The organism is Candidatus Edwardsbacteria bacterium (assembly GCA_031082425.1).
Lineage (GTDB): Bacteria > Edwardsbacteria > AC1 > AC1 > EtOH8 > UBA2226.
The window spans coordinates 13,551-39,667 of the sequence record JAVHLB010000015.1 but is presented as its reverse complement, the minus strand read 5'-3'; the positions used below and the strand labels follow the sequence as shown (position 1 = coordinate 39,667).

Here is a 26,117-nt window from a genome sequence, read left to right as displayed (position 1 = left end):
CCGATGGGTCTATTGGGATCGGAAAGCCCGGCCCGGGCCCGGCGGACCGCGTTGGATACCGCCACCAGTGCATCGTCCTGCCCCACCACCCGCAGCTTGAGCCTCTCCTCCATCTTCACCAATTTGGCGGTCTCGCCCTCCAGCATCCGGGCCACCGGGATCCCGGTCCATTTGGCCACCACCTCGGCGATGTCCTCATCGTCCACCTCCTCCTTCAGCATCTTGATGTCCTTCTGCACCTCGGCCAGCTGCTTATTCTCCTGCTCCAGGTCCTTCTGCAATGAGGTGATGGTGCCGTAGCGCAGTTCGGCCACCTTGTTGAGGTCACCCTGCTTTTCGGCCTGTTGTTCCTGCAGTTTGGCATCCTCGATGCGCTGTTTGATGTCGCCGATCTTTTTGATGGCGGCCTTCTCGTTCTGTATAACGCCTCATTTAGTTTGAGATTTTGTTGCAAACAGTTTGAGATTTTTTAACGGCCGTTTTTGGGCCATAAAACACCCCTTTATTAGCCAATAATAAAAGGGTGTTATCTTTTTGCGTTATACTATTGTGTAATATTTAGGCCCCGGCTAAACAGCCGCCATTATATACTATATAATGAAGGAACGCAAGGGGTCATTTACCCTCCAGGGCATCCCACACCTGGCCCACGATCACTGGGCCGTAATATTTGCCCACCAGGTCCTTGATCAGCTTGGCCTCCTCGATGCTGATCTCGGCCTCGGCCTGGCCATGGATACGGCAGGCCAGCTTCCAGCGTTTAGCCTTTTCGTCGCCGCTGATGGCCGTATCTCTGGTGTCGAATATTTGCAGCGCCTCGACCGCTATGGTGCCTACGGTTTGCACCACCTCCGCCTGTTTGATCTGCTCGCCATTAATGCTCAGCAGGATGGCCGATAGATTTACCTTCATTTCTCCCCCTTTATATTGTTGGTTTACGCCGCAATGCACGGCACTTTATAGCTGGTCCCGTTAAGGGACAGCGTGAAATAACTATCCGGGGCAAGCCCGCCAACGGTGGCCGCCTGGTCTATGCGTAGGCTGTCGCACTGGAGATCCCCGATTACCTCCGCACCAGAGGCGCTAACAGCCAACCGCAGGGTACCATCAGCTGAAAATCCCAAGACATTATCTGCGCTACGAAATATTCCGGTATTACCATCAGCATCCCATGCTATAAACGGTGCGCCAGCGCTGCCATTAGCCAGACCCCTTATTACAGTATCTATATAAACCGTATTCCGGAGCCTAACGGTACCGTTCACATCTAAATAATATCCCGGGTCTGATTTATTAATACCAACATAACCAGCCGTTGTTACCCGTAGCCTCTCGGTCGACGTGGAACCGTCATAGAGAGACAGCAGCCTACCATTTGCCACTGTATTGTTGCCCCAAACAGTAAGACCATAATAACCAGATATCCGTGCTGTGCCGAACGAACTATAATAATCAAACCGGCAATTTGCGCCCATTCCCGATGCTGTGATTGAACTCGAATTAGTCTGTGCTCCGACTACGTTCAGCGTCCCATTAATATCCAACCTATATCCCGGCGTATCCGTCCCTATCCCCACCCTGGCGGTGCTGGCGTCCACGAAGAACAGGTTGGCATCGCCCACGCCCTCTATCCGGGTATCGCTGTCGGCGCCGGACTCGTTGATCACCATGCCCAGCTGGTTGGTCTGATAGCCCGTAGAGCTTATTGACACCTTACTCCCCCCGGCCACCCGAAAATCAGCCACGGCCCCGCCGCCGGCAGCGCAGTCAACTATCAGCCCATCGTCGGCGGTGGTCTGATACACATACAGCCTGGCGGCCGTGGAGAACCCAGTGCCCAGGAACATCGAGCCGTATACGTGCAGGTTGTCGTCGGTCTTAAGCCAGTCGGCGGCCGATCGGTATAGGTTGGCATCGTATCCACCGGCGCCGTCACCGAACTGCATCTTGCCGTAGTATAGATCAAAATATCCGTCCGACGCGCTCTTGGCCACAATATCCTTGGCCGAGTTGCCCGAAAACATTTCCGCTACGGTACCCGACCCCTCGTTGCCCCAGGTAAGTCCATTGCCCACCCCTTCAAAATGCACGCCGTGGTTGGCTGTTCCAGCGGTCAGCCGGGCGATGTAGACCCCGTACAGATCGGGGATAACCGTAGTGCCGGTCTTGTTGATCTCATTGCATTTTAAGCCGATCACATGTTCGGCCGTTCCACCGTCCGAGATGATCTCTATAAAAGTGCTCAGGGCATACAGCGAGTTGCCGCCGGCCGCGTTAGTATTATCGTAATAGATCTTGGCCAGCAGGCCGTGGACCTGGCCGATCCACTGAGCACCCTGGATATGCGAGATAGCCTCGACGGCCGCCACATTGTGCGATTCCCCGGCGCCGTTGTAACGCGCCTCCACGTAAAGCCCGCGCAGGCTGTTGACCACGTCCACGGCAGGAGTGAACACGGTGCTGATCTTATTGGCATACACCGTTCCCGTCTCGGCGTTGGTGTTATAGATGTCGATATTATTGGCGTCCACCAGGCCGTTAAGCCACAGCGTCCCGTCCGGCGCCACAGACATCATCAGGCTGTCGTTATAACGTGCCTCCAGGATATTCTGCCCGGCATCAACCGACTTAAGTTTAAGCACCGGGTCGGTCAGCACGCTGTTGAAAATTTCCATCCCCTTGGTAAACGGGGCGAACTGGTCCAGCAGCAGGGTGGGATCTCCGGGATCGCCATCCGCTCCCGTGGCCCCGGTCAAACCGATCAAGCCTTGTATCCCCTGGATCCCTATGTCCACCTCTTCGGAGTGGATCTCTATGATCGGGTTGTCGCTGCTCTCGATTATGATCTTGCTCATTACTCGATCACTCCGTCCATCACTATTATGTTGGGAACGATGGATCCAAAATAGGCATGCACACCGGCATCGTCGGTGACGGCTATGTCGTATACGTAGCGGCCGGCGGTCAGCAGGGCGGTAAGGCTGGCCGAGATATCTATCACCACATCGCCCGATCCGTCTATGGTTATGCCGGACTCCGGAGTGGTGCCCCACTCGGCTATCAGCGTGCCGCCGATCCCGGTGCGGATCTGCATCAGCACAGTCTTGCCGGTGTAGTCCTCGTGGGCCCCGCTGTCATCGTAACGGACCAGCTTGCGGTATAGGCGCATGCCCTTTTTTATGATCCAGTCCTGGGGTTTTCGCGGATTGGCAGTGCTCATTTAACACCTCGTAGACGGTCCCTTAAGGGCCGGTTAATTGCCTGTTATCTTGATCTTGTTGACATCGCCCGCATTCTCATGATGCGGATATCCATCCGGATCAGGTGGGGGATCATTTCTTGCCGTATATTCCCGGAATCGGCCAATGCCTGATACCTCACGACCTCGGCATCCAGTTCAGCGAGTCTGCCTAATTCCTGCTCGCAGTGAGGGACGCTAGCGCATCCCACCGCCAGGAGGGTTAATGCCAGCAGGATGACCGCCAGCCGTTTCCCCGGAGCCGCATAAGCGCTGGTATTCATAATTTTCTCCTTGACAAATAATATTAAAATATGTATAGTTTTACAAAACCGTATTGGAGATAATGCCATGAAAAAGCTTTTTATTTTTTCAGCGGCTGTTTTGTTTTACATCGCCGCCGGCTGTTCGGAGAATCCTATTGAGCCGCCCTCCGCTCCCGGGACCACTCCGCCGGTTTCCAACTTCCAGATCGTTTACCCGGTGGTGAAGCATAATCCGAACCGGTGGATCCGGGTTATAATTACTTACAGCATTGCCGACACGGCGAGGTTCGATAATGATACCAGCTGGGCTAAGGTTGTTTATCCGGCCTTTGATAGCTTCCCCGCCGACAGCAAGTCTGTTTACGCTGATCAAGGCATCGGGGTGGATACGTTCTACCTTGGGTTTTCCATAGCCTATGTGGACTGTAACTTAATACCTAAAGTCTATTATACGAAGCATTATTATTACGACAGCATTCCCGGAAGCGGTAGTTTTTATTTAAAAATCGATTCGATGACGATTGTCAACTAAAGAATGTCTTTCCCGTAGCCGTAAACCTTGGCCTCATCAAAGAATAGTTGAAAGTTCTGGACATAGGCCCCGCTTGATGCATTTGAAGCCTTTATCCAAAGCTCTATGGTGTCGCCCTGCCCGAACTCCAGATCGGCTGTCTTTACCACATAACTACCAGTGTTGTCGCTCTGTTCCGTGCCATAGGCAATGCCATTCTTATATATCCGGCCATAGACAATATAGGGCGCAGCCCCTCTTTTAAGGTCGAACTTCACCGTGTAAATACCGTGCTGGTAAACCCTGAATTCTTTGGCCTTCACGTAATCCGTGGAGACCGAACTTTTTTCAGTATCCAGGGAGATCTTAAGGTTTGCGCTGGCCGAGATGTAATCCCGATCATCAAAGTCCGGCTGGTAGACCTCCAGGGCGTCCAGATATACATAGCCGGTGGTCGCTCCAATTATTATCTCTATCTTCGCCCACCTGGCATCGCTGGGCGGCTGGATGATTCCCTGGATCGCCGTATGCGCATCAATGCCCGGTCCAGCATGGGGGATCACCGTGCCGAAGTCCCAGATGGCATAACCGGCGCCTGCCGTAGCGTGGGCATTCTCCGGCAGCTCTCCGGGCTGCGGGTAGCTTGACCCGTTGACATCAGGGGTAACGGTCCCATCGGTCTGATCGCCTTTGTAAAAATACACCTTGACCTGGATATCGTCGGCCGCAGTATATTTTCTAAGAAACAGTTTCCACCGCAGCAGCTTTTTATAATTTATTTCCATAAAGCTGCTCTTGACCGTGGTATCGCCGCTCGATGGCGGAACCACCTGCAGCCAGGCCAACCCAGAGATGGCTGAATTGTTGGGCACCACTGCGGCCGATGATCCTGTTGCCAGCGTTATGTCCCAGTTATCCGGGGCGAAGGTGTCCGGATCATAATTCTCAAAGCTGGGATTGGTCAGCAAATTATGGATGTTCCCGGTCCCGGTGTTGGCCTTAAGATAATCCAGGTTCCCCCGGATGTAGTTCATCAGCGTAGTGGTAAGGCCTTTTCCTATATCGCACAGCGACGAGCTAATGTCATTCCAAGCCATCTTCTAATCTCCCTTAATAAATAAAATATCCGGTTATGCCGTCGGCCATCAGGTTGCTGCTGTCGCTGATGTAGCCGTATTGCTTGTCGGCGTTGTCGGCCGATGGGTAGTCCGGGGCGGCGGCTGGCGCTACGAAGCCAACCCTTCTTGCCGGCATTTTCTGCAGTTTAAGCTTTACCTTCCCGCCGTCCGGATCCGGATCACGGCGGACCACCATAAATGGATGGCTGGTCAGCCCGGTCCCGTCCGTGTTCTGGATGATGTCGGTGGTGACCAGGACGAACGATCCGGTCATCACGTCCTCGTCCTTAAGCTCCACCGAGCAGTCCAATTTGGACGGAGCCTCCCGCAGCCGCTGGACGATCCGCATGGCGTAGCTTTTCACCCGCTCGGTTATCCAGGCTATCTGGGCGGCTTCGGTCTCGTAGGGATATGCCGTCGGAACGCAGTCCAGATTGATCCATCGGCTGAATATGGTTTTCCCCAGCTGGTCGTCAAAGCCCGAGGTCGATTCGGCATCGGCATCGATCACCTCGTCCGAGAACTGGTAGCTGGTATCCTTCTCCCGGTCCTCCAGGGTATACAGGCCCCAGAAGACCTTGCACCGGGTCAGCCGGGCGGACATGGCCAGGTCCACCGAATCGCTGTTCAGGGCGATGTTGGCGGCGTCGGTGATGGTCTTATAAGTCCGGCCGGGTTTGTTGGGCAGGTTGCGGACGATGGTGATCTTGGAATTCTCGTTCACCCAGATCCGGGCATCCAGCATTTCGGCGATCTCCATTATCAGGTCGCTGACCTTGGCATCTTCGGCGATCACCGCCGAAAAGTCCATGTCGTCTTCCGGGTAGTCGCGCCAGCCGTTGATGTTGGTGCTGATATCCCAGACGGCAAAGGCGGGCAGGTCGATGTCGGCGTCGGTGTAGCCGGCCAGCTTTATCAGAGTGTCTAAGTGGTCAAAGGGATGGTCCGGAGCAAAATAATTCACCAGCGATATCTTGTCCCCGGCCACCGGCTGGACGTAGGTGGTGTCGAACTGGCCGAAGGTCAACCCGGTGAAGGCATAGTACCCGGGCGCGTAGGCCACCGAGGGATACCAGGCAAAGGTGGTATATTTGACGATCTGGTCGCCGATGCGGATATACCCTCCGCCGGCCGGGATGTTTTCTATGTCGGCCGCCAGCGTTTCGTTGATGGCAATGGTCAGCCCGGAGACATAAAACTTTACGCTGGCCGTGCAGGCCGCCGGAATGCTGACCTCTTTAAGTTTGGCCAGCTTGTCGACGCACTCGATGTTTATGGCCCCGTCCCGGTTGATGGAGATGTTCTCCATCAGTCCGGAGAACCGCAAGGCAAAATCGCCTATCGCCAGCCCGTTGAATCCCTGGTAGATCTCTATTTTCCGGCCCTTGTAATTCGGGTTGCGGGCGATCCACTTTTTCCAAAATGTCCCCTGGACGCTGGACCTGGTGGAGACGTAGGGATCAATGCCGACATCGGTGTCCGGCTCGTCGTACATGGCGATGTTCACCCGTTCGGTGACGGTGAGGCTGGATTTGATCTCGGCCGGGATGAACCGGATGGACTTGATATAGGGGCGTTCTCCGGCCTTGGCCGGCAGCGGGGCCCCGTGGGAGCTGAACTTATAATCCCGGGTGGTCTTGTCGTAGGCCGTTAAATATTTGCAGGTGGCGAAGGTGTTATAGCACTTTGTTCCGGTGGCCAGGCAGGGAGACGATCCGAAAGTGCGGGAACACAGATCCTGGGTGATCACCACGTAATATACCGGCGTCCGCCCGATCGCATTTTTCAGATCGTTATAGCTCATTATTCCTCCAGCATTCCTTCCATGTCCAGGGTGAAGGAATCCACATACGTTCCCCGTGACAGCGGCCGTTCGAACTGCGCTCCGTCAACCAATTTTACCCAGCGGACATCGGTGGCATAATTGGCATAATCCCACACGAAGAAGAACGGCTTGCCTAATTTTGCGTGGCTGGTCCACCAGGGATACAGGGTGTTCCAGACAAAGGTCCTGGTAAGCTGGGCGAATACGGCCGTGATCCTGGTGGTGGTAAAGCGGTATACCGATCCCAGCAGATTCCCACCGTTGCTGACAACCGAGGCCGAGGCCTTTTCCTTGCCGGGATCGAACGGAGTGTCCGGGCTGGTGGGCATGTCTATCCTGGCGCCCACCATGATAACGGCTATCTGCGGAACTGCGGTATATCCCGCGCCGGTGTCGTCCTCTATAAGCACCCGCCAATAACCTTTAACGGCCGGAGCGGTAAAGGTGACGAAGAATGCCTTGTCGGACTGCAATTCCTCATCATTCTTATCCAGGCTGACAACATCCGTCCAGGTGGAATCGTCGGGCGAATGCTGTAGCTTAAAGCTGAACACCCCGGCCGAAAATAAATTATGCCCGATGATCCCTATGGAGTCGGCGGTAGCGGCCGTGGTCAGGGCTATCTTGATCCACTTGGCCCCGGTGGTGGCGTTGGCCGCCTTCCACCAGGTGTATGGACGCAGGTCCTTGATGTTGTCCACGCTGTAGGCGGCATCGGTGTCGGTGTCGCTGGCGGACAGAGTGCCGGCGTCATCGAACAGGTTGTCGGATAGGATCATCGGGTTGCTCATTACTGCACTCCATCGTAGGCGGCTTTATTGAGGGCAGGAAGAAGTCCCCGGGCCAGCGCGTCCTTCTGCGCATCTTCCAGTGCGCCCCACAGCGATCCGAAATAATAGATGTTGTTGGTCGAGGAGCGATCGGCCGGCCGTTCTTGCGCGGCCGGATACGAGGCCCCGCCGCCGGTGGGCACGCTGATATTATTCCCCGAAGAAACGATACCGCCGTCACTGGTGGACGTAACCCGGGCGATATCGGCTGCCGCCTTGGCGGCTATCAAGGGAGCCATGGCCAGGCCCAGCCAGAAGTTCTGTCCGAATACGGTCCAGGCAGCCTTGGTTGCCTGGACGCCTATGTCGACGATGGCCGCCGCCTTGGCGACCCCAAGGAATTTTTTATTTTGCTGGGCCAAAGCGGCAAAGGTTGCGGCCGCCTGACCGGTAAGCATCTGGGTATTGCTCATCGCTGTGGCCATCTTGATACGTTTTTCGTTGTCGGCAAAACGCTGGATCGTCGCCTCGCGGGTTTGCAAATATGCGCCTTCGGTCAGCAGGTTGTTGTCGTAATCGGTGTATAGTTGATTCAACTGATCACCCTGGGTCTTGGCCCTCAGATATTTTTCCCGTTCCCCGGCTGCCATGGCGACAGTATAGCGGGCGTCGTAATAATCCTGCATGCGCTTTAGTTCGTCCGCTTTCAAATTATAATCCTCTCCAGAGACATTCCCCGCGCTTAGCGGGACAGTCGGGGCCGGCACCTTGGATCTTTCCTCGTTGGCTTTCTTATAGGCCTCGGCCAAACCCAACACCGCTTGTCGTTGCTGTTCGGTAAACGCACGGCCGTTGGCCACCATCTTCTGAAGGACGCCCTCGATGTTTACCTGATCGGTTGTGGCGTTGTACCAGTAAGAATATAAGTTTTCTATGCCGCCCACCTGTGACGCCAGCGCCGTCAGCGCCATGCTTTCGTTTGCCGCCGTCCGGTCGGTTATCTGTTGCAGTAATTTAAGCGTGTTCTCGGCGTCGGTCTTAAAAGCCGCTATTAGCTTTTCGTGCTCCTCCCTGTTCTTCCTGGCCTCTTCGGCCGCCTCCCTGTGTTTTTTACTTAAATATTCCACCGTAAACGCTATGGCCTGAATTCCCAGCATGATCACACTGCCGGCGATCAGGCCCTTCATGGCTCCTGCCGCCATGCCGATACCACTCTTAAGCTCTACCGCAGTTTCTGCTGTTTCGGAAAATATTCTCAGCAGGCCTGCCTGAGAAGAAGTTAAACTGCCGGAAGCGGCAACGGCGCCGTTAATGGCGCCGGTGACCTTGTTTATCTCGCGCCGATTAACGTCGAAGGAGGCGGCCGTCTTTTGCACCGTCCCAGACGTTTTCCCCATAGCCTCCTCAACGCCGTTGATCGTCTTGATCGCAGCGGTGCCGTCGGCCTTGAACAGTATGGTGACTTCGGTTGAGTTACCCATGATCAATCTATTCTCATTGTGATTTCGTCCACGGCCGATCGCATTTCGGACACCGCCAGCCATTGGTCAATGGTCAGATCGTTCTTGCCGTAGGGATATCCGGCCAGCTGCATGCTGTACAGAAACCAGACCGAGTTGAACCAGGGACTGGGGACCGGCTTTTTATTTTGCGGGCATTCCGAACATTGCAGCGGCAGGTGGGAAGGATGGGTGGTCTTGAGGCACTCCGCCTTTTTGCGGGGCGTGCATTTGAACCTCAGTTGTTCGAGGGTTTCTCGAAAGGGGGCTCTTTTTTCTCCCGTCTCGCGCCGCTGTAGGCCACCGTAGCCAAGAGCATCAGCCAGTCGGCGGCGGTGTCCCTGATAAGCTCCCGCCAGTTCTCCTGGTAATCCGGGTCCTGGGGATCGCAGGAGATCTCTTTGCCGCCCACCGTCAGGGCGCCCTTGCGGAACCCGGTCAGCAGGTCCATGGCCAGATCCAGCCTGGCCCTCTCGTCGTATTGCATCTTGCCGTCGACCACCTTGTTGACGCGGGCGTGATACGTTATGTGATCCTCGGCCGACGGCTGCCGGTAATAGAGCATGATGGTGTCGTTCGACACCAGGTCGTTGACCAATAGATCGTTATTGTCGTTCCTGGCCAGATCTCTGGGCATAACTCCCTCCTTGTTAATATTATGTATAGATCAATCGCGCCACGTAGCCGGCGGTGAAATCGGCGGTTTTGCAGGCGGCGGACATTTGGTAAATCTGGGCCTCTTCGCGTTCCCCTTCCTTGGGGACCTCGCTTTGCAAGCCGGTCATGCTGAGCTGTACCTGGCCCGAGGACGATTTAAAGTAGGCGCTAAGTACCGCCAGAGTCCCGGCCAGCCACAGGGTCCAGGGATTGAATGCGGAAAGAGCCACCACCTCGGGGTCGAAATCTATCTTAGGGGCAAAGTCCTGCACCCGGTAGCGGGCAACTCCGGTGGCGGCGTTGGCCGATACCTGGCGGCCCACCGAGATACCGAAGTCGCAGGCCAAATTTTCGATAAGCGCCTGGTAGCTGTTGAAATTGAATTCCGCCGACTTGAATATAGCCGGAGAATCCAGCGCCGAAACGCCGACCATAGAGGGATATCCCTCGTCCGCGATGTCGGCTGCCAGCCAGAACCCGGTGAATTCCCACTCCAGCATCACCAGGTCCTGAGCCTTGGCGTTTATTTTTACCTTGCCCACGCAGCCCAGGGCCTTGCAGAACCGGCCGGAGTCGTAGAAATAGAATGCCACCGAGGGCGTCAGCAACCCGTCGGTCAGCTCAAGCTCGTAGGTAACGCTTACCCCGGCCGAAATGGTTTCGTCAAAGCTGCAGGCCTTGAGCAGAGAGGCAATATCGGGGGTATTGCCGGCCGTGCCTGGCACCCTTAGGTGGGTTTTAAACTTTATGTTGCAGGGGCCTTCGTAATTTATGTCGGGGAGATCTCCGTGGATCCCCACCAGAGCTTTGTTCTTTATATTAACGGCCGATTTTTCAACCACTACATCCTCGGCCGCTATCAGGCTGGTTATGGTGGGCGACGGATCAACTCCGTAGGATGATTCGGCCTTGGCCAGCAGTATGCCTTTTTTTGCTCGGTAAATAGCCATTGCGGCTCCTTATAATAGGGATTATTGTTGGTATGACTGCGCCCGGACCAGCAGGTCGAACCGGCCCTCGGCGATATTAAGGCCCACATCCTCCCAAAAGCGGCCGGCCTCTTTATCGAACCCGGTTACGTTGGACGGCTCGAAGGTGTAGAGAGATTCCCCGGTTCCCACCGCTATCGGCGTGGGGTCGTTTATCAGCGCCGCCACCAGAAGCGAAAGTGCGTCGCTGCATTTTACGATCGGATCTTCTCCGTCGGCGTAAACCCATAATAATTTTACCCGCAGATTTATCTGCTGGTAATGGTTGGCAATATTGTTGTAGGTAAGTCCGTTGTTTTCGGAGGGGATCAGCACCACTGCCGGCAGCTGGGGCAACAGATCCTCGCCGGTCAATCCGCCGGCCGCCGGCCAGGAGTTCTCGCCTATCAGGATGTTTTGCAAGCCCAGCGATGTAAGGTCTTCGCCCTGGAAGATCAGTTTGATCTGCTCGTAGGCCCGCGCTTCCAGCCAGTTCATGTCTGCTCCTGGTTTATGATCATAACGGTGGGTACGGTGATCCCCACCGAGTATTCCCACACCCCGTCCACGATCTGCACCAGCGCCGTGCCGCGCAAATATATTTTCCCGCACCCGGATATTTTATGCCCGGCCAGCGCCTGCTTGATCAGGTCGATGACGTCGTAGGCTCCGCTGGTATTGCGCTTGAGGCTGCGGACCATGACGGTGATGCCGAAATTAAGATCCTCCCTCTGTACCATGGTCCCCCGGCGTTCCGGCTGGCCGGCCGTAGCACCCTCGAAATGAACCATCACCGATCCCTTGGCATGCTTAAGCTCGTACAGGTCGGGGTTGTCGGGATATGCCTCCACCGCCAGGTCTTTTATAAAGCCGTTCAACCGGTCATAAACGGCGTCTTCGATGGCTTTAATGCCCATTCAAATGCCCTTAATACTGGTCCATAACATCGCTGTTGAACACCCGGGAGTCGGAGGTCTTGTTGGTCTGGAATTCTCCGGATCCGGTGGATGTTCCGGAGTCCACCCCCAGCGAGATCCGGCCCTGCTGGATCTGCCCCAGCAATTTTATGGCGTTGTTGTAGCTGCCGATGATGCCCTCCGGCATCTTGGTTTTGAACCGGCGTTCGTAAATGTAATAGAGCGCCAGGTCTACGCTGAGCTTGGCTATGATCTTGGGAGTCTCACTGAGGGGCAGGGTATACCTGCCCCTCAGATAAGTGTCGATGAAGTCGTCGGCATCCTCGATGGCGGCGTCGGTGATGGTGGTCTTGATGATGCCCAGATTATCGTCGTCGGTCAGCTGGATAAGGTCCGTCTCCGGGGCCACCTTCTTTATGTCATCGAGGGTGCAGTAGGCCATGCTACACCAGCAGCACGCGGATCAGGTCGCCGGCGGCGGTGGCGGCATCCAGGGCATAGCCGTTAATGGCCTGGGGCAGCACCGAACCGGTCAGGGCCGGGGCGGCCGGGGTCAGCAGGCCTTCGGCGGCCGAGATGATGGCTCCGTTGGCGGCCGAGGAGGTCACCCCGGTGGCGCCGGAATCCACCGTCAGCTTGGTGTCGTCCACGGTGATGGCCGGGGCGGCGGCGGCGAAGGTGGTGGCGGTGGTGGCCTGGCCGGAGGCGTCCGACACCAGGGCGGCTCCCACCGCTATGGCGGCGGCCGAGACCACCAGGGCAATGCCCTTGGCCAGCACCGGAGCCATCTCTCCGCTGTCGGAGTCGGCATTGCAGACGCCCAGCGCCTTGGCGCCGGCTCCGCAGACGTTGCCGTCGAAGCCGATGAAATATCCCTTGGTCAGCGCGGCGGCCGCTACGATCGATGTGATCAGAGTGGGTTGTTCGGTCATTTTCTTACCTCTTGGTTATCGTTAATGATTTATGAATGTTATTTGGATCCGTCAGGGATGTCTTAGATCTTCGCCAGGAACTTTTTAAGGGCGTGGGCATCCTTGGCAGTCAGCGAGATCACCGATCCCTCGGGGTACAGCCGGCCGTTGAACATGATGGCGGAGTCAATGACGCGGTATTTGCCGGTGGCCGGGACGGGCGGGGCGACCGGTGGAGGTACTGCGGCCGGCGGCGCCGGCGGATCTGCCGGCGGATCGGCGGCCGGCGTAATTTCCGCAGCGGGTGGCTCGGGGTTTATTCCGGCGGCGGAAAGATCCGGTTCGTTATCCGGCCGGCCGGGGTCCTGGGATGGAGACGGAGGGAGGTTCGCATCCCCGCCAGAAACCCCTGCGCCGGGCCGTTCTTTATCTTTATTGTTATTGTTAAAAAACTTCACCTGGTCTCCTTGTTGTTTCCCATCCTCCGGGCCCTGGGGAGTCGGCGGCAGCTCGCCGGATCCCCGGGGTTTATCCGGAGCATGGGAAACGTTAATGTCGGATCGCGGCCGGCTGATAATACTCCTGCCCCGTTTGTGTTTACTTTTATTTTTTCCGGCCATGATGCTGCGCCAATCTTTTTAAGGTTTTTTATAGCGGATCAACCCGGGAAAGAGCCTTGTAACTTTAAGGACCCTGTTTCCCGATCGATATCTGGAACGAGTCTATGGTATCGTGTGCGGCCTTGTTCCATGCTTTAAACTTTTGGTTATTGGCCACGTACAGCGAATCGAAATAATATAATCGGCTGTATTGCCAGGCGCCATTCCCGAATATGGTGTCCAGGAACAGCACGGAATCGTCGGCGCAGTTGGTTGGCTTGAATGATCCGGAGCCGGCAAAGTTGCTGGGCATCTGATTAAAGCCCAAAACCAGAGTGTCGCCGATATGCCCCCAGCCAGCCCACTGAACAGTTACCTCTTTATCCCCGGCAAGGTTCTTGGTGCTCGAAGTGCAGGCTTTGGCCGGGGCCAGCTTGGCCTGGGTGGTGGGGAACAGGTAGTCCACCAGATCCCCGCCCTGGGCGGTCTGCGGGACCATCGGCAGGATCATAACCAGGGCCAGCAGCAGGATCATTGCCCATAAGGAAATCTTCGGTCTCATTTTGTTCGATCTCTCTTTCTTGATTTATGATGGATTGTTTCAGGCGGCACGGCCGAGCGGCCGTGCCGCTATGCTTTTGATATCAAGCCGGATTACAGACCGGCAACCGGGGCGCAGGTGTCGCTGATCAGGTAGCCGGCGTCGGCTCCCACGATCTTGGGCAGCAGGATGTCGGTGCAGCGGACGATCTGCAGCTTGCCACCGTTCTCGGTGTACTGGTCCACCTGGGGATACCCGCGCTTGCGCAGGGTGTACCCGTAGGACGGCTCGTAGATGCTCTGCATGGAGCCGTTGGGCACGAAAGCCAGCACTGCCACGTCGCTCCAGACGTCGCTCATGGCCGTGCCGGCGTCGTTGGACGACACGGCGGCGCCGACCACGATCTTGGGAATCCCCAGGATCTCCTGGAGCAGCTCCACGGTCAGCACGCCCTTCATGGAGTACTTGATGCGCTCCAGCAGGGCGGGGTTGCTCTTGAGGGCGGCAAAGGTGGTGGCGCCCAGCACCGCCTTGTTGGGATACTTCCCGGTAAGGGTCCGGATGGCCTCTTTGCCCGTCTCGAAGACCGTCACCGGATCGCAGTCCGCGTGGCTGAACTGGCTGGAACCCGACAGGGTAACCCGGCTGCCGGCGGCGTAGCTTCCGGCGGTGGTGGCCAGGATGGCCGCCAGCTTTTCCAGCCGCAGCTTGATGGCCTCGGTAACCACCATGGCGGCGTGCTCCTGCTCGGAGAAGTCGCTCTCCTGCTCTTCCCGGACGTCGATGGGGTATTCCAGATCGTGCTCGACCAGGACGGCCGCCACGTTGGACCGGGAATCCGGATTGATCCGGTTGGATGCGGCCCGGATGGCCCGCTCGGTGCTCCGGTTCTTAAAGGCGTCCTTGCCGAATACCGGGATATAGACGGCCTCCTTATCCACCGGAGCGATGGGGAACAACTCCTCGGCCACCAGTTGGGCGTTGGTGTAGCCCCGCGCCAGGGTGGTCAGGACTTGATGTACCGCCCTGAGACTTCCTAATTGACCCATTGAATGATCCTCCGTAAATTATTTTGGTTGATTATTGCTTGTTGATTTGATTTGCCGACCGGACTACAGGACCATTTCCAGAGCCCGGTGCACCGCCTCGCGGTAAGACAGGGTCTTGTCCTGGGCCATCAGGTCCCGGGCCTTTTTGTCCAGCTCGGCGGACTCCGGGATCACCTCGCCGCCCGGGGCCGAGAACTCCGTGGTCTGGCCTCCCTGGCCGGCTTTTTTCTTGCCGGCCACCTCGGCGAACTCCACCTGCACCGGCATGGCCGAGAGCTGGTCCTTAAAGGCCTGGAGCGGGGTCTTTTTGACCCTCTTGTCGCCCTCGGCGAACTCCTGTTCGGCCTGGCCGGACAGGGCCTGCATGGTCACGATGCAAACCTCCTTCTGGGCCGGGGTCATCTTGCCCTCCTTGATCAGTCCTTCGCAGAACCCGGCATGCTCCGCCATGTCGGCGGCGGCGGCGGCCTCGGTCTCCTTCTTTTTGGCCTCGGCCAACTGGGCGGACAGGTCCGCCACCTGGGCTTCCAGGGCGGCGTTCTTGTCCTTAAGCTCTTTGATTTCCTCTGGCGTCATTTTTCCCTCTTCTGTTAGGTTTATGGTTTCCTGGCTGAATGCCTGGTTTGGTTTCGGATCCGGCTCCTGCAGCAGGTTGTTCACGTCCCATCCGGGGAGCACCCGGTCGGCCGTCTCCAGGCCGAATTTTTCTATAAGCATGTCCCGCAGGGACGACAGCAGCCGGCCGATGGCGGTAACCTTCCAGCCGGTTTCGTCGGAGAAGTCGATGGTGGTGGATTCGTCCTTGTCCGAGAACTTGAAATCCGGCAGGCCTTTTACCGCCGGTGGCATGGCTCCCAGGAATCCTACATGCCGCAGGGTCAGGTCGGGGTATAGGGAGATGGATCTTTTTTTGAACAATCCCTTCGTCCAGGCCTCGACGAACTCCGGCACCAGATCCTTGAGCGTGGCCACCAGGTTCTGGCCCTCGCGGGCTATGCTCTCCACCCAGCCGAACGCCGGGTCGTTATCCTTGGGGTGCCCTATGACCACCGGGGCCTCGTGGCTGGCCGGGTCGTAACCGGAAACCATCCGGTCCAGATCGGCCTCGGTCCACTCCCGGGTATTGCCCTTGGAATCGGTATGTTTGCCGGTACGGAATACGACTATTTTCATGGCATTTTCTCCAATTTGGCATTTTGGGCCAGCTGCATGGCGCCCGAAGTGTTTAAACCCTGTTTAAATCGCCCCAGAATCGTTCAAAAGAAATGGCATCGGGTAGTAAGCCGCCGAAATCAACCTGGGGCCTTTGTGTGCGAATAAGGGCAATTTACGGAAAACGGTTATTTCCGCCCCTTTTTTACCTTTTCCAACTCCTCGGTAAGATGCCTCTCGTATTCGTACCTTTCCAGGAGCCAGGCGGAGGTAACCTCGTAGTTACCGTTGGGCAGTTTCTTTATCGCCCTGTCGGCCGGGATCACCCGGACCGTCTGCCGGCTTGCCAGGAGTCCGCATCCGGTCGAAGAGATCAGCCATAGCGTCAGTATCGCCGTCAGCCACAGCCTGGTGCATTTTTTGGATATCGTCCCGATACGCATTCTTATTCTCCAGTTCGGTCTTTACCCACTCGGCCAGCAGCGGCAGGACAAAGGCCAGCAGGGTTCCCAGGATCTCCCACATTGCCTTGGCCTACTGGCCGACGGCCAGGTCTTTGCTGGCGCCCACGCCCTTGATCTGGGCCAGCAGGCTTTCCACCAGGCGCTCGGCCTGGTCGGCCGACAGCGACGGCATTTGTTCCAGGATGAACGACACCGCCAGTATCATCTTGTTTTGGCCGTCGATCTTTTTATTGTTCTTGATGGCCTTGTAGGCCTGCTCCTCGGCGTAGGATATGCCGCCCAGGACGATCTTGTTGATCAGTTCGCGGTTCTGGTACAGGGCGTCGGTCTTGAACTTTTTGGACAGGTAGCCTATCAGGATCGAGACCATGCCCATTAAAAAGGCGGTCAGGATAGGGGCTACGAACCGTTGGAAGAATCCGGCCAGCGATTCGTTAAGGGGCGGGACGGCAGTCGGCGACTGCTGGGCCCACAGCGGCAGCACCGCCAGAACCAAAAGGATGATCGAGGCGGCCAGGATGGCCAAAATGTTTTTGCGGGATCTTGCCTGGTAGGCTTGAAAGAATTCCATGGCGGGTGTTTGCATGATCGTCTCCCCTTATATTTGTTCTCTTATTCTTGCCACCCGAAAGTTGGGGCAAGTTTTACCTTCGGCTTTGCCGGAGGGCGTTTCGTTGTGGCCCAGGATGTTTTTGACCGGGATCATGTACCGCAGCTTAAGCTGGCGGACCAGGGTCAGCAGGGAATTCATCTGCTTGGCGGTAAACTTCTTTTTGCCTACCAGGCAGATACCTATGGACCTTGCGTTATAGCCCAGGGTGTGCGCTCCGGCCTCGTTGTCGTCCAGCAGGCTGTCGGAGTTGATATACCGGCCGGCCTCAATGGATCCGTCCAGCGCGTCCAAAAAGAAGTTCGGCTGGATCAGCCCGTTAAGGATCACGAAATGGTACCCCACCTCCCGCCATCCCCGGGCCAGGTGCCACTTGCGGATCTCGTTGACGTCTCCGAACACCGAATCGCTGCAGTGGATGATGATGTTGCTTATGCGCTGTGCCATGGTGCGGATTATATTCAATATCATTGCCCGGTGCATAATAAACGGTTTCCTAAAAGGTTTATTTATCAAAGCCCTTTAATATAGATTACACTCTTGGCGATTGTAGATCGCCAAGCGCAACACCAACAAGGAGCCTTAATGGCCGAATCGTCGTTTTTGTTAAAGCTGATATTGAACCTGGGGATCAACGCCCTGATATTTTTGATCTGGTTCTTTTACCATCGCGGACAGATCTCTCTGTTCACTCAGATGATCAACGGCATGCAGGCCCGCGAACAGGAGACCATGAAAGTGCTCAAGGACCAGACCGAGACCCTGCAATACCTTTCCGGGATACTGGGGCGCATGGAGCAGAAGATAGACAGCAACCAATATTGTCCAATGATTAAAAAGGAAGGCGGAAGATGAATCCCGAACTGATGCAACTAAAGGGGCAGCTGGCGGTGGCCAGGGAAAAATGCGGCAAGCTGGAACTGGAGATCTCCGGGCTGGTGGCCATTATCCGCCGGTATCTTCCGGCCTATTACATAGACGCCCTGTCGTTGGAGGCGGACAAGGCCGGCGAATCCATGGAGAGGCTCAAGGTCATTCACGCCGAGCTTAAGATCCTGCGCCAATTGATAGCCAAGATCGAGGCCGATCTTAGGGAGGCGGGTTTCCATGTCTAAGCAGCAGCTTTACGGGGCCGAGGCGGAACGGATGTATGTCATAGACCAGCTGACCATCGCCGAGATCGCCTCCCGCCTGCGGGCGAACGAAAAGACCATCCGCTCCTGGAAGGACGCCGGGGACTGGGAGATCAAACGCGGCGCCTATTTAAAAAGCAAGCAGTCGTTCCACGAGGAGCTTTACGAGTTCGGCCGGCTGCTGCTTAAAAAGATCCGGGAGGACATGGCAAACAACATTCCGGTCGACGCCAATCGGCTGTACACCCTTACCCGGATCATTCCCCAGCTGATAAAAGTAAAGGACTACGAGCAGATCGCCAAGCAACGGGACAACGAATCCGGCAAGGAGCCGGGCAGCGCCGACCTGGTTAAGACGGTCGAAGATGCCCTTAAGCAGTTATCATGAGTCCAAAAAATAAAAAGGCGGCCGCTCCGGCCGCCGCCGGCATTCCCGGCAAGCTTGCCCCGGGATATTTTTTGCCGTATCAGACCGAATGGCTAAACGACCGCAGCCCGATCAAGATCTGGGAAAAGTCCCGGCGCATAGGCGCCACCTACATCCAGAGCTACGAGGACGTGCGCGACTGCGTGGCCGGCACGGTGCCGGCGGTATGGTTCTCGTCGGCCGACGAATCGGCCGCCAAGGAATACATCTCCTACTGCGAGATGTGGGTCAAGGTGTTCCATGCGGTGGCCGAAAGCCGGGGCCAGGTTCTGCTGGATCCCGCCCGGGACATCAAGACCTTCGTCATAGAGTTCGCCAGCGGCCGCAAGATCCACGCCCTGTCGTCCAACCCCAAGGCATTTCGATCTAAGGGCGGCAAGGTGGTGCTGGACGAGTTCGCCTGGCACGACGACCCCGACCGGATGTGGGCCGCCGCCCGCCCGGCGATCACCTGGGGACACCCGTTGCGGATCCTTTCCACCCACAACGGCACCAACTGCCGGTTCTACCGTTCCATCGAAGACATAAAAAAAGGCAAGCTCTCCTGGAAACTGCACACCGTCCCCATTCAGAAAGCGGTGGACGAAGGGCTGCTGGACAAGATCATGCAGAAAAAAGCCACGGCGGAAGAAAAGGCGGCCTGGCTGGAGGATCTGCGGAACGATTGCGTGGACGAGAACACCTGGCTGCAGGAATACTGCTGCATAGCGGTGGACGAGGCCAGCGCCTTTTTGCCCTACGAAATGATCGCCGACTGCGAAGACAAGCATTGCCTGATGCCGTTGGAAGACACCACCGGCGATCTGTACCTGGGCTACGACGTGGGCCGCCGCAAGGATCTGTCGGTTATGTGGGTGCTGGAACATCTGGGCAACGCCCTGTACACCCGCATGTTCAAGGTGATGGAGAAGACGCCCTTCAAGCACCAGCGCGAGGCGTTGTATTCGGCGCTGGCCCATCCCCGCCTGCGTCGGGCCTGCATAGACAACACCGGCATAGGGATGCAGCTGGCCGAAGAGGCCCAGGACGCCTTCGGCAAATACCGGGTGGAGGCCGTCACCTTCAGCAATTCGTCCAAGGAGGAGATGGCCTTCGGCGTGAAGAACGGCATGGACGATAGAATGCTGATCGTCCCCGACGAATTCGATATCCGGGAGGATCTGCACAGCATCCGCAAGGTCACCACCGCCGCCGGTAACGTCCGGTTCGACGTGACGGCCAGCGAGGCCCGGGGCCACGCCGACCGCTTCTGGGCCCTGGCCCTGGGCAAGCACGCCGCCGGGCTGGGATCCAAGGCCGGGATCATAACTGTCACCACCCGCCGGCGCCGCGATAGTTCAAGAATTATGAAAGGCTATTAACCATGAGCAGAAAGATCTGGATCAACCCCCACACCGCCATAGATCTGTCCGAGAACACGGCTCCGATCTCGTCCGAGATCGCCACCCGCCGGCGGTCGATAGATTATGCCTCCCTGCTGGGATACCTGCCTAATCCCGATCCGGTGCTTAAAAAGATGGGCAAGGATATCGACACCTATTCCGAGCTGCAGGTGGATGCCCATCTGGGCGGCTGCGTCACCAGCCGCAAGAGCGGGACCAAGGCCCTAAACTGGGCCATAGACCGGGGCAAGGCTAAAAGCCGGCAGGCGAAAATAATCGAGGACTGCTTTAACAACCTGGATCTGGATCAGATCATCTCCGAGATATTGGACGCCCCGCTGTACGGCTATCAGGTGTCCGAGGTGATGTGGGAACAGGTGGGCCAGTACGTGCTGCCACGGGCCGTAGTGGGAAAACCCCAGAACTGGTTTGTGTTCGATCCGGAGAACCAGTTGAGATTCCGCACCAAGGAGAACTGGGTGAACGGCGAGGCCCTGCCCGACCGCAAATTCCTGCTGGCACAGCACGAGGCCTCCTACACCAACCCCTACGGCTTTCCCGTGCTGTCCCGTTGTTTCTGGCCGGCCACCTTTAAAAAAGGCGGGCTTAAGTTCTGGGTGGTGTTCACCGAAAAGTACGGCATGCCCTGGCTGGTGGGCAAGCACCCGCGCGGGGCGCAGAAAGCAGAGATAGACAAGATCGCCGACGACCTGGAAGCCATGGTGCAGGACGCCATCGCCGTGATCCCGGAAGACGCCAGCCTGGATATCAAGGAGCCGGGCGGCAAGACCGGCAGCGTGGATGTTTACGATCGGCTGCTGGGCTACTGCAAATCGGAAATGTCCATCGCCGTGCTGGGGCAGAACCTTACCACCCAGGTGGAGGGCGGCAGCTATGCCGCCACCACAGCCCACATGGAGGTCCGCCAGAACGTGGTGGACAGCGACTGCAAGCTGGTGGAAAAGGTTCTGAACCGCATGATCGGCTGGATATACGAGATTAACTTCGCTTCCGGAGACCGGCCGAAGTTTTCGATGTACGCCGAGGAGGATGTGGATTCCGCCCTGGCCGAGCGGGACAGCAAGCTGGCCGCCACCGGACAGGTGCAGTTCACCAAGCAGTACTTCCAGAGAGAGTACGGGTTCGAGGATGGCGATTTCGAAGTAACGCGGCCGCAGACAGGACAGCCGGGCATGGTATTTCCGGGGATGCCCAGCATGCCGGCGGAACCGGCGGCCGAGGCCCCGCTGAACGGCGCACAGATTCAGGCGGCCGTATCGGTGCTGATGGGCATATCGGCCAAAACGATCAGCGGGCCGGCGGCCATGGAACTGCTGACGGCGGTGGGTATCCCCGAGAACGCCGCACAGCGCATCGTGCAGGCGCAGGCAAAAATAAGCATAGACAACATCACCGACACCGAAAAACTCAAAGCCTTTTCCGAAGCCGTAGTGTCTGCCGTTTCCGATCAAACAGAGATCGACACCATGGCCCGGGGCCAGAAACCGGAGATGCAGGCCCAGGCCGACAAGATGCTGCTGCCGGTGGTGGAGCTGATCAACCAGGGCAAGGACTTCTCCGAGGTGCTGGGCAAGCTGGCCGGGATATTCCCGAACATGGACGACAGCGCACTGCAGGAGAAGCTATCGCGGGCGGTGTTCATCGGCAAGGTGTGGGGGCGGCTTAACGCCGGCAAGTAGATGGATATGCAGGCGCTCAGGGAAAAACTGCTGGCCGAGCCCAACGTCTACGAATTCCTGGAGGAAGCTGCCGCCATGGTGATCACCAACAAAAAACACGGCGTGACCGTTCGCGCCACGCACCAGGCCATTGCCGAGAACGACTGGGAAACCATCAAAGCCCAAACCGTCGGCGGCCGCGATGTGCTGCACATCACCCGGGTCACCGGGTACTTCACCATCGTCGAAGGCTGGAACAAAGGCAAGCTGGGCGAACTGCACGACCGCTTCCACTCTAACATCACGGAGGGTTAGGTCATGCCCGAGCAAATAGATCTTTCCTTCGCCATAGGCCTTTCTCCGGAAAAGGCCGTGGAATATTTCAGGGCCAAGGGCTATACCATTTCCTGGGACTGGTACGAAACCTGGCAGGAGGCCAACAGCTATGCCTTCACCGTCTCTAAGGTCACCCGGCTGGATATTTTGCGGGACATTAAGACCGAGCTGCAGAAAGCCCTGGACGACGGGCTGACCCTGCAGCAGTTCCGAAAGAACCTGGATCCCATCCTGCAAAGCAAGGGCTGGTGGGGCCAGGGGCAGACGGAGAGCGGCCAGGTGGTGCAGATGGGATCTCCCTGGCGGCTCCAGCTGATATACAACCAGAACATCCAGTCGGCCTACAACGCCGGCCGGTGGGAACAGCAGATGGCCAACGCGGATGCCAGGCCCTACCTGCAATACGTGGCGGTGATGGATTCGGTCACCCGGCCGGCGCACGCCAGGCTGGACGGCCTGGTGTTCTGGGCCAACGATCCCTTCTGGAAGACGCACTATCCGCCCAACGGCTGGGGTTGCCGCTGCAGCGTGCGGGCGCTGAGCGCGGCCGACGTAAAGCGTCTGGGGCTGACCGTGATCTCTTCGGCCGGGCTTTTGCAGGAGAACGAGGTGCTGGCTTCCGGACGCACCGGCGAGGTGGTCCCGGTGACGGTGTTCAAGTTCCGCAACGAACAGACCGGGGAAATTATTACCATGGCGCCGGATCCCGGGTTCAACTACAACCCGGGCATGGCCGCCTGGAAGCCGGATTTGAGCAAATATCCGCCCGACCTAATGGATATTTATAACCGCTATCTTAAAGAAAACGCCGTCTGATGCCGATCTACATTGAACTTTCCTGCCAGAACAAGAACTGCGATTTCAAGACCAGCTGCGACGACGCCATGCTCCAGTACATTCGCAGCCGGCCCTGTGATAAATGCGGCGGCCCGCTCAAGGTCACCAACCGCGAAGTGATAAGGGACTGACCGCATGATCACCTTTACAGTGATAAACGACAAAGCCCAAAAGTACATTCGGCACATGCTGGCAAAGTTGTCCGACCGGCGGCCGCTGATGCGGCGGATAGCGGCCGACATTCACGATGCGGTGGAGCAGAACTTCGCTGTCGGCGGCCGGCCGGGATGGGATGATCTGAGCGACGGCACCAAGGATGCCCGGCGGCGCAAAGGGCACTGGCCCGGCCGCATCCTGGTGGTCTCCGGCCAGCTCAAGAATTCCATATCCGAGCGGTCCGACAACGACCAGGCCGTGGTCGGCACCAATAAGTACTACGCCGCAGCGCACCAGTTCGGGTTCGACGGCACGGTGGCTATTCCCCAGCACACCCGCCGGGTGAAGAGCCGCAATGTTTACGGCCGGGAGGAACGGACCTCCAAGAAGACCGAAAAAAAATACCAGGCCCGCACGCTGGTGGCCACCGGCGTGACCACGGTCAAGGCCCACTCGGTTGACATGAATATCCCGGCCCGGCCGTTCCTCAAGATCACCGCCGGCGACCTTGAGGGCATAGAGCGGGACGTGATCGATTACATCGAGCAAAAAAAATAAACCCTGCGCGAAATACGTGCGGGATATTACCAACACCAAAAAGAAAGGGAAACCATGGACCACAACCACGAACCACACTTAGGCAGGGGGGGGGGTCTCGCGCAGTAAGGCGCTGCCGAGAGCAAAGTATTTAATCTCCTGGATAGGGGGCAAACGTCTTTTAAGAGAAAAGATCTCCAGGCACATTCCGCAGGACATTAAGATCTACGTTGAGCCGTTCGGCGGCGCAGGGTGGGTTCTTTTTTACAAGGATCGCTGGGCGAGATCCGAGATCTACAACGACCTTGACGGCCGTCTGGTCAATCTCTTCCTGGTGGCAAAGTACCATCCCGAGGAGCTTGTGCGGGAGATGGCTTTTTTGCTTACCAGTCGGGAGATGTTCACCCGGATACTGAAACGTGAAGGCATGACAGATATTCAGCGGGCGGCACGGTTCCTGTTCCTGATCAGAAAATCGTTTGGAGCCGGCGGCGAAAACTTCGGCACCTCCGTCAACGGAGAGAGCAGCGCCGGGCGCAGCACCATGAACATAATTCCGCAGATCCGGGACATCCATAAGCGCCTGGACAAGGTTCTTATAGAGAATCAGGACTTCAAAAGGATCCTGCAGAGGTACGATTCGCAGGCCACCTTCTTCTACTGCGACCCTCCTTACAGCAAGGGCGCCGGGTATCAGGTGACCAGCACCGCCGCTTTCGACCACCAGGGACTGAGAAAGATGCTGGGCAACCTGCGCGGACGCTTTCTGCTGTCCTACGACGACTCCCCGGTGATCCGCCGGCTTTACAAAGGATTCCCCATGGTAGAGGTCAGCCGGCAGAAGGGTATCAACGGCAAGAATCCCAACGGAAGGATTTACCGCGAGCTGTTGATAGCTAATTACAGATTGATTAAACAGCCGTAAAGGCCCCGTTATGATCATAAACGAAGCCCCCGGAGATCTCCGGGGGCTTCTGCTGTTTCCATTTCACAAACTCTTATGTAGCGGGTATCCGGGCACTGCACCGGCTGCGAGTGGCATCATAGGCAATCCTCCCAAATGATTTGTGCTTAATCCGCCAGGCTGATCTCTATGGTCCGCTTGACGGAGATCTTGTAGGTTAGCTTCCGGCCGCATTTGACGCAGATCACCGAGCCATTGTTCTCGGCGTAACTGATCATGGCGGCGCAGGCCGGGCAGAATATTTTGGATCCGGGTAGAGAATGAATAGTTTCCGTCTTGGCCGCGAGATCCGGCTTGAGTAACGGAGCCGGTTCGGCTGTTTTCTTCTTTGCCCGGATAGAGGTTCCCGGAAGCTTCCACGGCCAGGCTTTGCCACTCTTGACGGCGTATTCGTAAAATACCCGCCGGTGCTCTTTTGTTATCCGCTCGTTCTTACCCAGTCCAAAAGCCTTGCGGCAGCCGAGCCGGATGTTATTTTCAGCCAGGCCGGCCAGCACGCTGGAGACCGTCAGCGATAGTTTTGACATTTACCCTCCTTTAATTATTTTGGAAATATCTTCAGCTGGGCCTCGTCCTCCTTGGCCCGCCGGATCAAGTTGTACACGTATTTCTCGCTGACATTACAGGCCAGCGCCAGCCGTTTGGTTTCTATCTTCCGCCAGTTCCTGCGCACGTATTGCTCCACCTTGGCCTTGTATATCCCGGTGGGAATATAGATCGTCAACCCGCCCATCTGCGACATCAGCTGAACGGCGGTGTCCACCCCGCAGTATTCGGCCACCATCTTCATGTCGCCGTTCGGCATGTCCTCCAGCTTTACGTCTCCGATAACTTCCTTCAAGATTCCCTTGCTCATTTCGATCCTCCGTTATTTTCGATGGGCGGGGTGTGCGGCACCGCTATGCCGAGTTTCTGCAGGGTGGCGGCCGAGACCGTGCTGTGATAGCGCGGACTGGCCGGATCCGTGACGTTATACAGCGCTATGGGATCACGTCCGGGAATTTCCTGCCAGCCCAGGAACTCGGCTCCGGCGTGCATTGTCAGTCCGTTTCTTTTTGGTCCTGCTCCTCGGGCTTGAGCAGGGCGTTCACTAATTTGTCGATGTCGCTGTCGGTGGAGCTTATCACCACCTCGTCGGTATCCTCGTTGACGGTGATCCCCAGGCTTTTGAGCACCGCCCCGGATAGCTGCTCCAGCGCCTTTTTGAGCGGTTTCTCCACGGTCTTGATGTACGGGGCGCCGTCCTCTCCGAATTTCTTCTTGATGGCCTTGACCACCACCTGGTCGTCGGCCCACAGCAGTTTGCCCTTGGCCTTCTGCCAGCCAACCTTGATGCCGTACATGATCACGGTCTTGGGCTTGCGGAACAGTTCCGGAGTTTCTTTGACGGCGGCTCTAAGATCGGCCTCGCTGTTGGCGGTCTTTCCCACCGACTTCCGGATGCCCGGCAGGGCGGCCTTTTTAAGGGCGTTTATCTGGTCGTTCAGGTTCTGCACCTGGTCCCTCAGTGCTGTGCGATTTTCGGAATAGACCTTCGCCAGCCGGTCGATCTCGGTCATAGTGTGCATGCA

Annotated in this window: 37 protein-coding genes; 11 read left to right on the top strand and 26 right to left on the bottom strand. The window is 57.1% G+C overall.

Features of this window, described 5'->3' with window-relative positions; all coding sequences use genetic code 11:
- From RDU76_11640 to RDU76_11620, 5 genes are all read right to left on the bottom strand, one after another.
- A partial coding sequence (locus tag RDU76_11640; protein ID MDQ7799573.1) for a type VI secretion system ATPase TssH occupies positions 1–314 on the bottom strand: 314 nt, incomplete at its 3' end.
- 301 nt (positions 315–615) lie between these two features.
- A complete protein-coding gene (locus RDU76_11635; protein ID MDQ7799572.1) occupies positions 616–912 on the bottom strand; it encodes a hypothetical protein in 297 nt (98 codons plus the stop codon).
- Positions 913–935: 23 nt separating this feature from the next.
- Complete coding sequence (locus RDU76_11630) at positions 936–2,855, bottom strand: hypothetical protein (GenBank protein ID MDQ7799571.1); 1,920 nt, start codon at positions 2,853–2,855, stop codon at positions 936–938.
- The gene (locus RDU76_11625; protein MDQ7799570.1) at positions 2,855–3,220 is read right to left on the bottom strand and encodes a hypothetical protein; all 366 of its coding nucleotides are present in this window, start codon (positions 3,218–3,220) and stop codon (positions 2,855–2,857) included. The genes RDU76_11630 and RDU76_11625 overlap by 1 nt, the downstream gene beginning before the upstream one ends.
- 44 nt (positions 3,221–3,264) lie before the next feature.
- Positions 3,265–3,522: a hypothetical protein gene (locus tag RDU76_11620; protein MDQ7799569.1), complete on the bottom strand. Its 258-nt coding sequence runs from the start codon at positions 3,520–3,522 to the stop codon at positions 3,265–3,267.
- A 67-nt stretch (positions 3,523–3,589) separates the two neighbouring features.
- On the opposite strand from RDU76_11620, the gene RDU76_11615 reads away from it, so the two are divergent.
- Entirely contained in the window at positions 3,590–4,036 is a 447-nt protein-coding gene (locus tag RDU76_11615; GenBank protein ID MDQ7799568.1) for a hypothetical protein, read from the top strand.
- Here the strand turns inward: RDU76_11615 and RDU76_11610 are convergent.
- The 17 genes from RDU76_11610 to RDU76_11530 form a co-directional block, all read right to left on the bottom strand.
- Complete coding sequence (locus tag RDU76_11610; protein ID MDQ7799567.1) at positions 4,033–5,112, bottom strand: hypothetical protein; 1,080 nt, start codon at positions 5,110–5,112, stop codon at positions 4,033–4,035. The genes RDU76_11615 and RDU76_11610 overlap by 4 nt on opposite strands.
- 13 nt (positions 5,113–5,125) lie before the next feature.
- Entirely contained in the window at positions 5,126–6,937 is a 1,812-nt protein-coding gene (locus tag RDU76_11605) for a hypothetical protein (GenBank protein MDQ7799566.1), read from the bottom strand.
- Positions 6,937–7,749, bottom strand: a complete 813-nt coding sequence (locus RDU76_11600) for a discoidin domain-containing protein (protein MDQ7799565.1) — start codon at positions 7,747–7,749, stop codon at positions 6,937–6,939. The genes RDU76_11605 and RDU76_11600 overlap by 1 nt, the downstream gene beginning before the upstream one ends.
- On the bottom strand, positions 7,749–9,209 hold the full coding sequence (locus RDU76_11595; protein ID MDQ7799564.1) for a hypothetical protein: 1,461 nt from the start codon (positions 9,207–9,209) through the stop codon (positions 7,749–7,751). Before RDU76_11595 ends, RDU76_11600 begins: the two co-directional genes overlap by 1 nt.
- A 256-nt stretch (positions 9,210–9,465) precedes the next feature.
- Positions 9,466–9,864, bottom strand: coding sequence for a hypothetical protein (locus tag RDU76_11590; protein MDQ7799563.1), 399 nt, complete (start codon positions 9,862–9,864; stop codon positions 9,466–9,468).
- 19 nt (positions 9,865–9,883) lie between these two features.
- Entirely contained in the window at positions 9,884–10,834 is a 951-nt protein-coding gene (locus tag RDU76_11585) for a hypothetical protein (GenBank protein ID MDQ7799562.1), read from the bottom strand.
- A gap of 21 nt (positions 10,835–10,855) precedes the next feature.
- On the bottom strand, positions 10,856–11,350 hold the full coding sequence (locus RDU76_11580) for a hypothetical protein (protein MDQ7799561.1): 495 nt from the start codon (positions 11,348–11,350) through the stop codon (positions 10,856–10,858).
- Positions 11,347–11,769 (bottom strand): Gp37 family protein, encoded by a 423-nt coding sequence (locus RDU76_11575; protein ID MDQ7799560.1) that lies wholly within the window; start codon positions 11,767–11,769, stop codon positions 11,347–11,349. The genes RDU76_11580 and RDU76_11575 overlap by 4 nt, the downstream gene beginning before the upstream one ends.
- Before the next feature lie 10 nt (positions 11,770–11,779).
- Positions 11,780–12,211 (bottom strand): DUF1320 domain-containing protein, encoded by a 432-nt coding sequence (locus tag RDU76_11570; GenBank protein ID MDQ7799559.1) that lies wholly within the window; start codon positions 12,209–12,211, stop codon positions 11,780–11,782.
- Between the two features lies 1 nt (position 12,212).
- Positions 12,213–12,701: a DUF2190 family protein gene (locus tag RDU76_11565; protein ID MDQ7799558.1), complete on the bottom strand. Its 489-nt coding sequence runs from the start codon at positions 12,699–12,701 to the stop codon at positions 12,213–12,215.
- Positions 12,702–12,763: 62 nt separating this feature from the next.
- A complete protein-coding gene (locus RDU76_11560; protein MDQ7799557.1) occupies positions 12,764–13,138 on the bottom strand; it encodes a hypothetical protein in 375 nt (124 codons plus the stop codon).
- Between the two features lie 226 nt (positions 13,139–13,364).
- A complete protein-coding gene (locus RDU76_11555) occupies positions 13,365–13,841 on the bottom strand; it encodes a hypothetical protein (GenBank protein ID MDQ7799556.1) in 477 nt (158 codons plus the stop codon).
- A 92-nt stretch (positions 13,842–13,933) separates the two neighbouring features.
- On the bottom strand, positions 13,934–14,869 hold the full coding sequence (locus RDU76_11550) for a hypothetical protein (GenBank protein ID MDQ7799555.1): 936 nt from the start codon (positions 14,867–14,869) through the stop codon (positions 13,934–13,936).
- A 63-nt stretch (positions 14,870–14,932) separates the two neighbouring features.
- A complete protein-coding gene (locus tag RDU76_11545; GenBank protein MDQ7799554.1) occupies positions 14,933–16,042 on the bottom strand; it encodes a hypothetical protein in 1,110 nt (369 codons plus the stop codon).
- Between the two features lie 167 nt (positions 16,043–16,209).
- Positions 16,210–16,464, bottom strand: a complete 255-nt coding sequence (locus RDU76_11540) for a hypothetical protein (protein MDQ7799553.1) — start codon at positions 16,462–16,464, stop codon at positions 16,210–16,212.
- Positions 16,465–16,555: 91 nt separating this feature from the next.
- Positions 16,556–17,071 (bottom strand): hypothetical protein, encoded by a 516-nt coding sequence (locus RDU76_11535; protein ID MDQ7799552.1) that lies wholly within the window; start codon positions 17,069–17,071, stop codon positions 16,556–16,558.
- Positions 17,072–17,083: 12 nt separating this feature from the next.
- Positions 17,084–17,542: an N-acetylmuramoyl-L-alanine amidase gene (locus tag RDU76_11530; GenBank protein MDQ7799551.1), complete on the bottom strand. Its 459-nt coding sequence runs from the start codon at positions 17,540–17,542 to the stop codon at positions 17,084–17,086.
- 138 nt (positions 17,543–17,680) lie between these two features.
- On the opposite strand from RDU76_11530, the gene RDU76_11525 reads away from it, so the two are divergent.
- The 10 genes from RDU76_11525 to RDU76_11480 all read left to right on the top strand — a co-directional run bounded on the left by RDU76_11525 (position 17,681) and on the right by RDU76_11480 (position 24,507).
- The gene (locus tag RDU76_11525; GenBank protein ID MDQ7799550.1) at positions 17,681–17,950 is read left to right on the top strand and encodes a hypothetical protein; all 270 of its coding nucleotides are present in this window, start codon (positions 17,681–17,683) and stop codon (positions 17,948–17,950) included.
- Positions 17,947–18,210 carry a hypothetical protein gene (locus RDU76_11520; protein MDQ7799549.1) on the top strand — a complete coding sequence of 88 codons (264 nt, stop codon included), beginning with the start codon at positions 17,947–17,949 and terminating at the stop codon, positions 18,208–18,210. The genes RDU76_11525 and RDU76_11520 overlap by 4 nt, the downstream gene beginning before the upstream one ends.
- On the top strand, positions 18,203–18,616 hold the full coding sequence (locus RDU76_11515; protein ID MDQ7799548.1) for a hypothetical protein: 414 nt from the start codon (positions 18,203–18,205) through the stop codon (positions 18,614–18,616). The genes RDU76_11520 and RDU76_11515 overlap by 8 nt, the downstream gene beginning before the upstream one ends.
- Entirely contained in the window at positions 18,613–20,016 is a 1,404-nt protein-coding gene (locus RDU76_11510; GenBank protein ID MDQ7799547.1) for a terminase family protein, read from the top strand. The genes RDU76_11515 and RDU76_11510 overlap by 4 nt, the downstream gene beginning before the upstream one ends.
- A gap of 2 nt (positions 20,017–20,018) precedes the next feature.
- The gene (locus RDU76_11505) at positions 20,019–21,737 is read left to right on the top strand and encodes a DUF935 family protein (GenBank protein ID MDQ7799546.1); all 1,719 of its coding nucleotides are present in this window, start codon (positions 20,019–20,021) and stop codon (positions 21,735–21,737) included.
- Positions 21,738–22,031 carry a hypothetical protein gene (locus RDU76_11500; GenBank protein ID MDQ7799545.1) on the top strand — a complete coding sequence of 98 codons (294 nt, stop codon included), beginning with the start codon at positions 21,738–21,740 and terminating at the stop codon, positions 22,029–22,031.
- Between the two features lie 3 nt (positions 22,032–22,034).
- On the top strand, positions 22,035–22,868 hold the full coding sequence (locus RDU76_11495) for a phage minor head protein (GenBank protein ID MDQ7799544.1): 834 nt from the start codon (positions 22,035–22,037) through the stop codon (positions 22,866–22,868).
- Positions 22,868–23,020, top strand: coding sequence for a hypothetical protein (locus RDU76_11490; protein ID MDQ7799543.1), 153 nt, complete (start codon positions 22,868–22,870; stop codon positions 23,018–23,020). Before RDU76_11495 ends, RDU76_11490 begins: the two co-directional genes overlap by 1 nt.
- Before the next feature lie 4 nt (positions 23,021–23,024).
- The gene (locus tag RDU76_11485; GenBank protein MDQ7799542.1) at positions 23,025–23,603 is read left to right on the top strand and encodes a phage virion morphogenesis protein; all 579 of its coding nucleotides are present in this window, start codon (positions 23,025–23,027) and stop codon (positions 23,601–23,603) included.
- Between the two features lie 112 nt (positions 23,604–23,715).
- Positions 23,716–24,507: a DNA adenine methylase gene (locus RDU76_11480; protein ID MDQ7799541.1), complete on the top strand. Its 792-nt coding sequence runs from the start codon at positions 23,716–23,718 to the stop codon at positions 24,505–24,507.
- A 146-nt stretch (positions 24,508–24,653) separates the two neighbouring features.
- Here RDU76_11480 and RDU76_11475 read toward each other — a convergent pair whose 3' ends face one another.
- The 4 genes from RDU76_11475 to RDU76_11460 are packed head-to-tail and all read right to left on the bottom strand — an operon-like array spanning position 24,654 to position 26,114.
- The gene (locus tag RDU76_11475; protein ID MDQ7799540.1) at positions 24,654–25,073 is read right to left on the bottom strand and encodes a hypothetical protein; all 420 of its coding nucleotides are present in this window, start codon (positions 25,071–25,073) and stop codon (positions 24,654–24,656) included.
- Between the two features lie 14 nt (positions 25,074–25,087).
- Complete coding sequence (locus RDU76_11470; protein MDQ7799539.1) at positions 25,088–25,402, bottom strand: Mor transcription activator family protein; 315 nt, start codon at positions 25,400–25,402, stop codon at positions 25,088–25,090.
- Positions 25,399–25,584, bottom strand: coding sequence for a hypothetical protein (locus RDU76_11465; GenBank protein ID MDQ7799538.1), 186 nt, complete (start codon positions 25,582–25,584; stop codon positions 25,399–25,401). Before RDU76_11465 ends, RDU76_11470 begins: the two co-directional genes overlap by 4 nt.
- Before the next feature lie 2 nt (positions 25,585–25,586).
- The gene (locus RDU76_11460; protein MDQ7799537.1) at positions 25,587–26,114 is read right to left on the bottom strand and encodes a hypothetical protein; all 528 of its coding nucleotides are present in this window, start codon (positions 26,112–26,114) and stop codon (positions 25,587–25,589) included.
- Between the last annotated feature and the right edge of the window lie 3 nt (positions 26,115–26,117).

Excerpts from the sequence above, each read along its gene's own strand:
- RDU76_11540 (MDQ7799553.1), bottom strand. The coding sequence starts at position 16,464 with ATGCGTATCGGGACGATATCCAAAAAATGCACCAGGCTGTGGCTGACG.
- RDU76_11615 (MDQ7799568.1), top strand. The coding sequence starts at position 3,590 with ATGAAAAAGCTTTTTATTTTTTCAGCGGCTGTTTTGTTTTACATCGCC.
- RDU76_11550 (MDQ7799555.1), bottom strand. The coding sequence starts at position 14,869 with ATGGGTCAATTAGGAAGTCTCAGGGCGGTACATCAAGTCCTGACCACC.
- RDU76_11575 (MDQ7799560.1), bottom strand. The coding sequence starts at position 11,769 with ATGGGCATTAAAGCCATCGAAGACGCCGTTTATGACCGGTTGAACGGC.
- RDU76_11505 (MDQ7799546.1), top strand. The coding sequence starts at position 20,019 with ATGAGCAGAAAGATCTGGATCAACCCCCACACCGCCATAGATCTGTCC.
- RDU76_11620 (MDQ7799569.1), bottom strand. The coding sequence starts at position 3,522 with ATGAATACCAGCGCTTATGCGGCTCCGGGGAAACGGCTGGCGGTCATC.
- RDU76_11510 (MDQ7799547.1), top strand. The coding sequence starts at position 18,613 with ATGAGTCCAAAAAATAAAAAGGCGGCCGCTCCGGCCGCCGCCGGCATT.
- RDU76_11600 (MDQ7799565.1), bottom strand. The coding sequence starts at position 7,749 with ATGAGCAACCCGATGATCCTATCCGACAACCTGTTCGATGACGCCGGC.
- RDU76_11460 (MDQ7799537.1), bottom strand. The coding sequence starts at position 26,114 with ATGCACACTATGACCGAGATCGACCGGCTGGCGAAGGTCTATTCCGAA.
- RDU76_11500 (MDQ7799545.1), top strand. The coding sequence starts at position 21,738 with ATGGATATGCAGGCGCTCAGGGAAAAACTGCTGGCCGAGCCCAACGTC.
- RDU76_11495 (MDQ7799544.1), top strand. The coding sequence starts at position 22,035 with ATGCCCGAGCAAATAGATCTTTCCTTCGCCATAGGCCTTTCTCCGGAA.
- RDU76_11530 (MDQ7799551.1), bottom strand. The coding sequence starts at position 17,542 with ATGGCACAGCGCATAAGCAACATCATCATCCACTGCAGCGATTCGGTG.
- RDU76_11580 (MDQ7799561.1), bottom strand. The coding sequence starts at position 11,350 with ATGAACTGGCTGGAAGCGCGGGCCTACGAGCAGATCAAACTGATCTTC.
- RDU76_11630 (MDQ7799571.1), bottom strand. The coding sequence starts at position 2,855 with ATGAGCAAGATCATAATCGAGAGCAGCGACAACCCGATCATAGAGATC.
- RDU76_11595 (MDQ7799564.1), bottom strand. The coding sequence starts at position 9,209 with ATGGGTAACTCAACCGAAGTCACCATACTGTTCAAGGCCGACGGCACC.
- RDU76_11590 (MDQ7799563.1), bottom strand. The coding sequence starts at position 9,864 with ATGCCCAGAGATCTGGCCAGGAACGACAATAACGATCTATTGGTCAAC.
- RDU76_11625 (MDQ7799570.1), bottom strand. The coding sequence starts at position 3,220 with ATGAGCACTGCCAATCCGCGAAAACCCCAGGACTGGATCATAAAAAAG.
- RDU76_11525 (MDQ7799550.1), top strand. The coding sequence starts at position 17,681 with ATGGCCGAATCGTCGTTTTTGTTAAAGCTGATATTGAACCTGGGGATC.
- RDU76_11585 (MDQ7799562.1), bottom strand. The coding sequence starts at position 10,834 with ATGGCTATTTACCGAGCAAAAAAAGGCATACTGCTGGCCAAGGCCGAA.
- RDU76_11515 (MDQ7799548.1), top strand. The coding sequence starts at position 18,203 with ATGTCTAAGCAGCAGCTTTACGGGGCCGAGGCGGAACGGATGTATGTC.
- RDU76_11485 (MDQ7799542.1), top strand. The coding sequence starts at position 23,025 with ATGATCACCTTTACAGTGATAAACGACAAAGCCCAAAAGTACATTCGG.
- RDU76_11605 (MDQ7799566.1), bottom strand. The coding sequence starts at position 6,937 with ATGAGCTATAACGATCTGAAAAATGCGATCGGGCGGACGCCGGTATAT.
- RDU76_11465 (MDQ7799538.1), bottom strand. The coding sequence starts at position 25,584 with ATGCACGCCGGAGCCGAGTTCCTGGGCTGGCAGGAAATTCCCGGACGT.
- RDU76_11570 (MDQ7799559.1), bottom strand. The coding sequence starts at position 12,211 with ATGGCCTACTGCACCCTCGATGACATAAAGAAGGTGGCCCCGGAGACG.
- RDU76_11610 (MDQ7799567.1), bottom strand. The coding sequence starts at position 5,112 with ATGGCTTGGAATGACATTAGCTCGTCGCTGTGCGATATAGGAAAAGGC.
- RDU76_11475 (MDQ7799540.1), bottom strand. The coding sequence starts at position 25,073 with ATGTCAAAACTATCGCTGACGGTCTCCAGCGTGCTGGCCGGCCTGGCT.
- RDU76_11555 (MDQ7799556.1), bottom strand. The coding sequence starts at position 13,841 with ATGAGACCGAAGATTTCCTTATGGGCAATGATCCTGCTGCTGGCCCTG.
- RDU76_11520 (MDQ7799549.1), top strand. The coding sequence starts at position 17,947 with ATGAATCCCGAACTGATGCAACTAAAGGGGCAGCTGGCGGTGGCCAGG.
- RDU76_11545 (MDQ7799554.1), bottom strand. The coding sequence starts at position 16,042 with ATGAAAATAGTCGTATTCCGTACCGGCAAACATACCGATTCCAAGGGC.
- RDU76_11470 (MDQ7799539.1), bottom strand. The coding sequence starts at position 25,402 with ATGAGCAAGGGAATCTTGAAGGAAGTTATCGGAGACGTAAAGCTGGAG.
- RDU76_11490 (MDQ7799543.1), top strand. The coding sequence starts at position 22,868 with ATGCCGATCTACATTGAACTTTCCTGCCAGAACAAGAACTGCGATTTC.
- RDU76_11635 (MDQ7799572.1), bottom strand. The coding sequence starts at position 912 with ATGAAGGTAAATCTATCGGCCATCCTGCTGAGCATTAATGGCGAGCAG.
- RDU76_11565 (MDQ7799558.1), bottom strand. The coding sequence starts at position 12,701 with ATGACCGAACAACCCACTCTGATCACATCGATCGTAGCGGCCGCCGCG.
- RDU76_11535 (MDQ7799552.1), bottom strand. The coding sequence starts at position 17,071 with ATGCAAACACCCGCCATGGAATTCTTTCAAGCCTACCAGGCAAGATCC.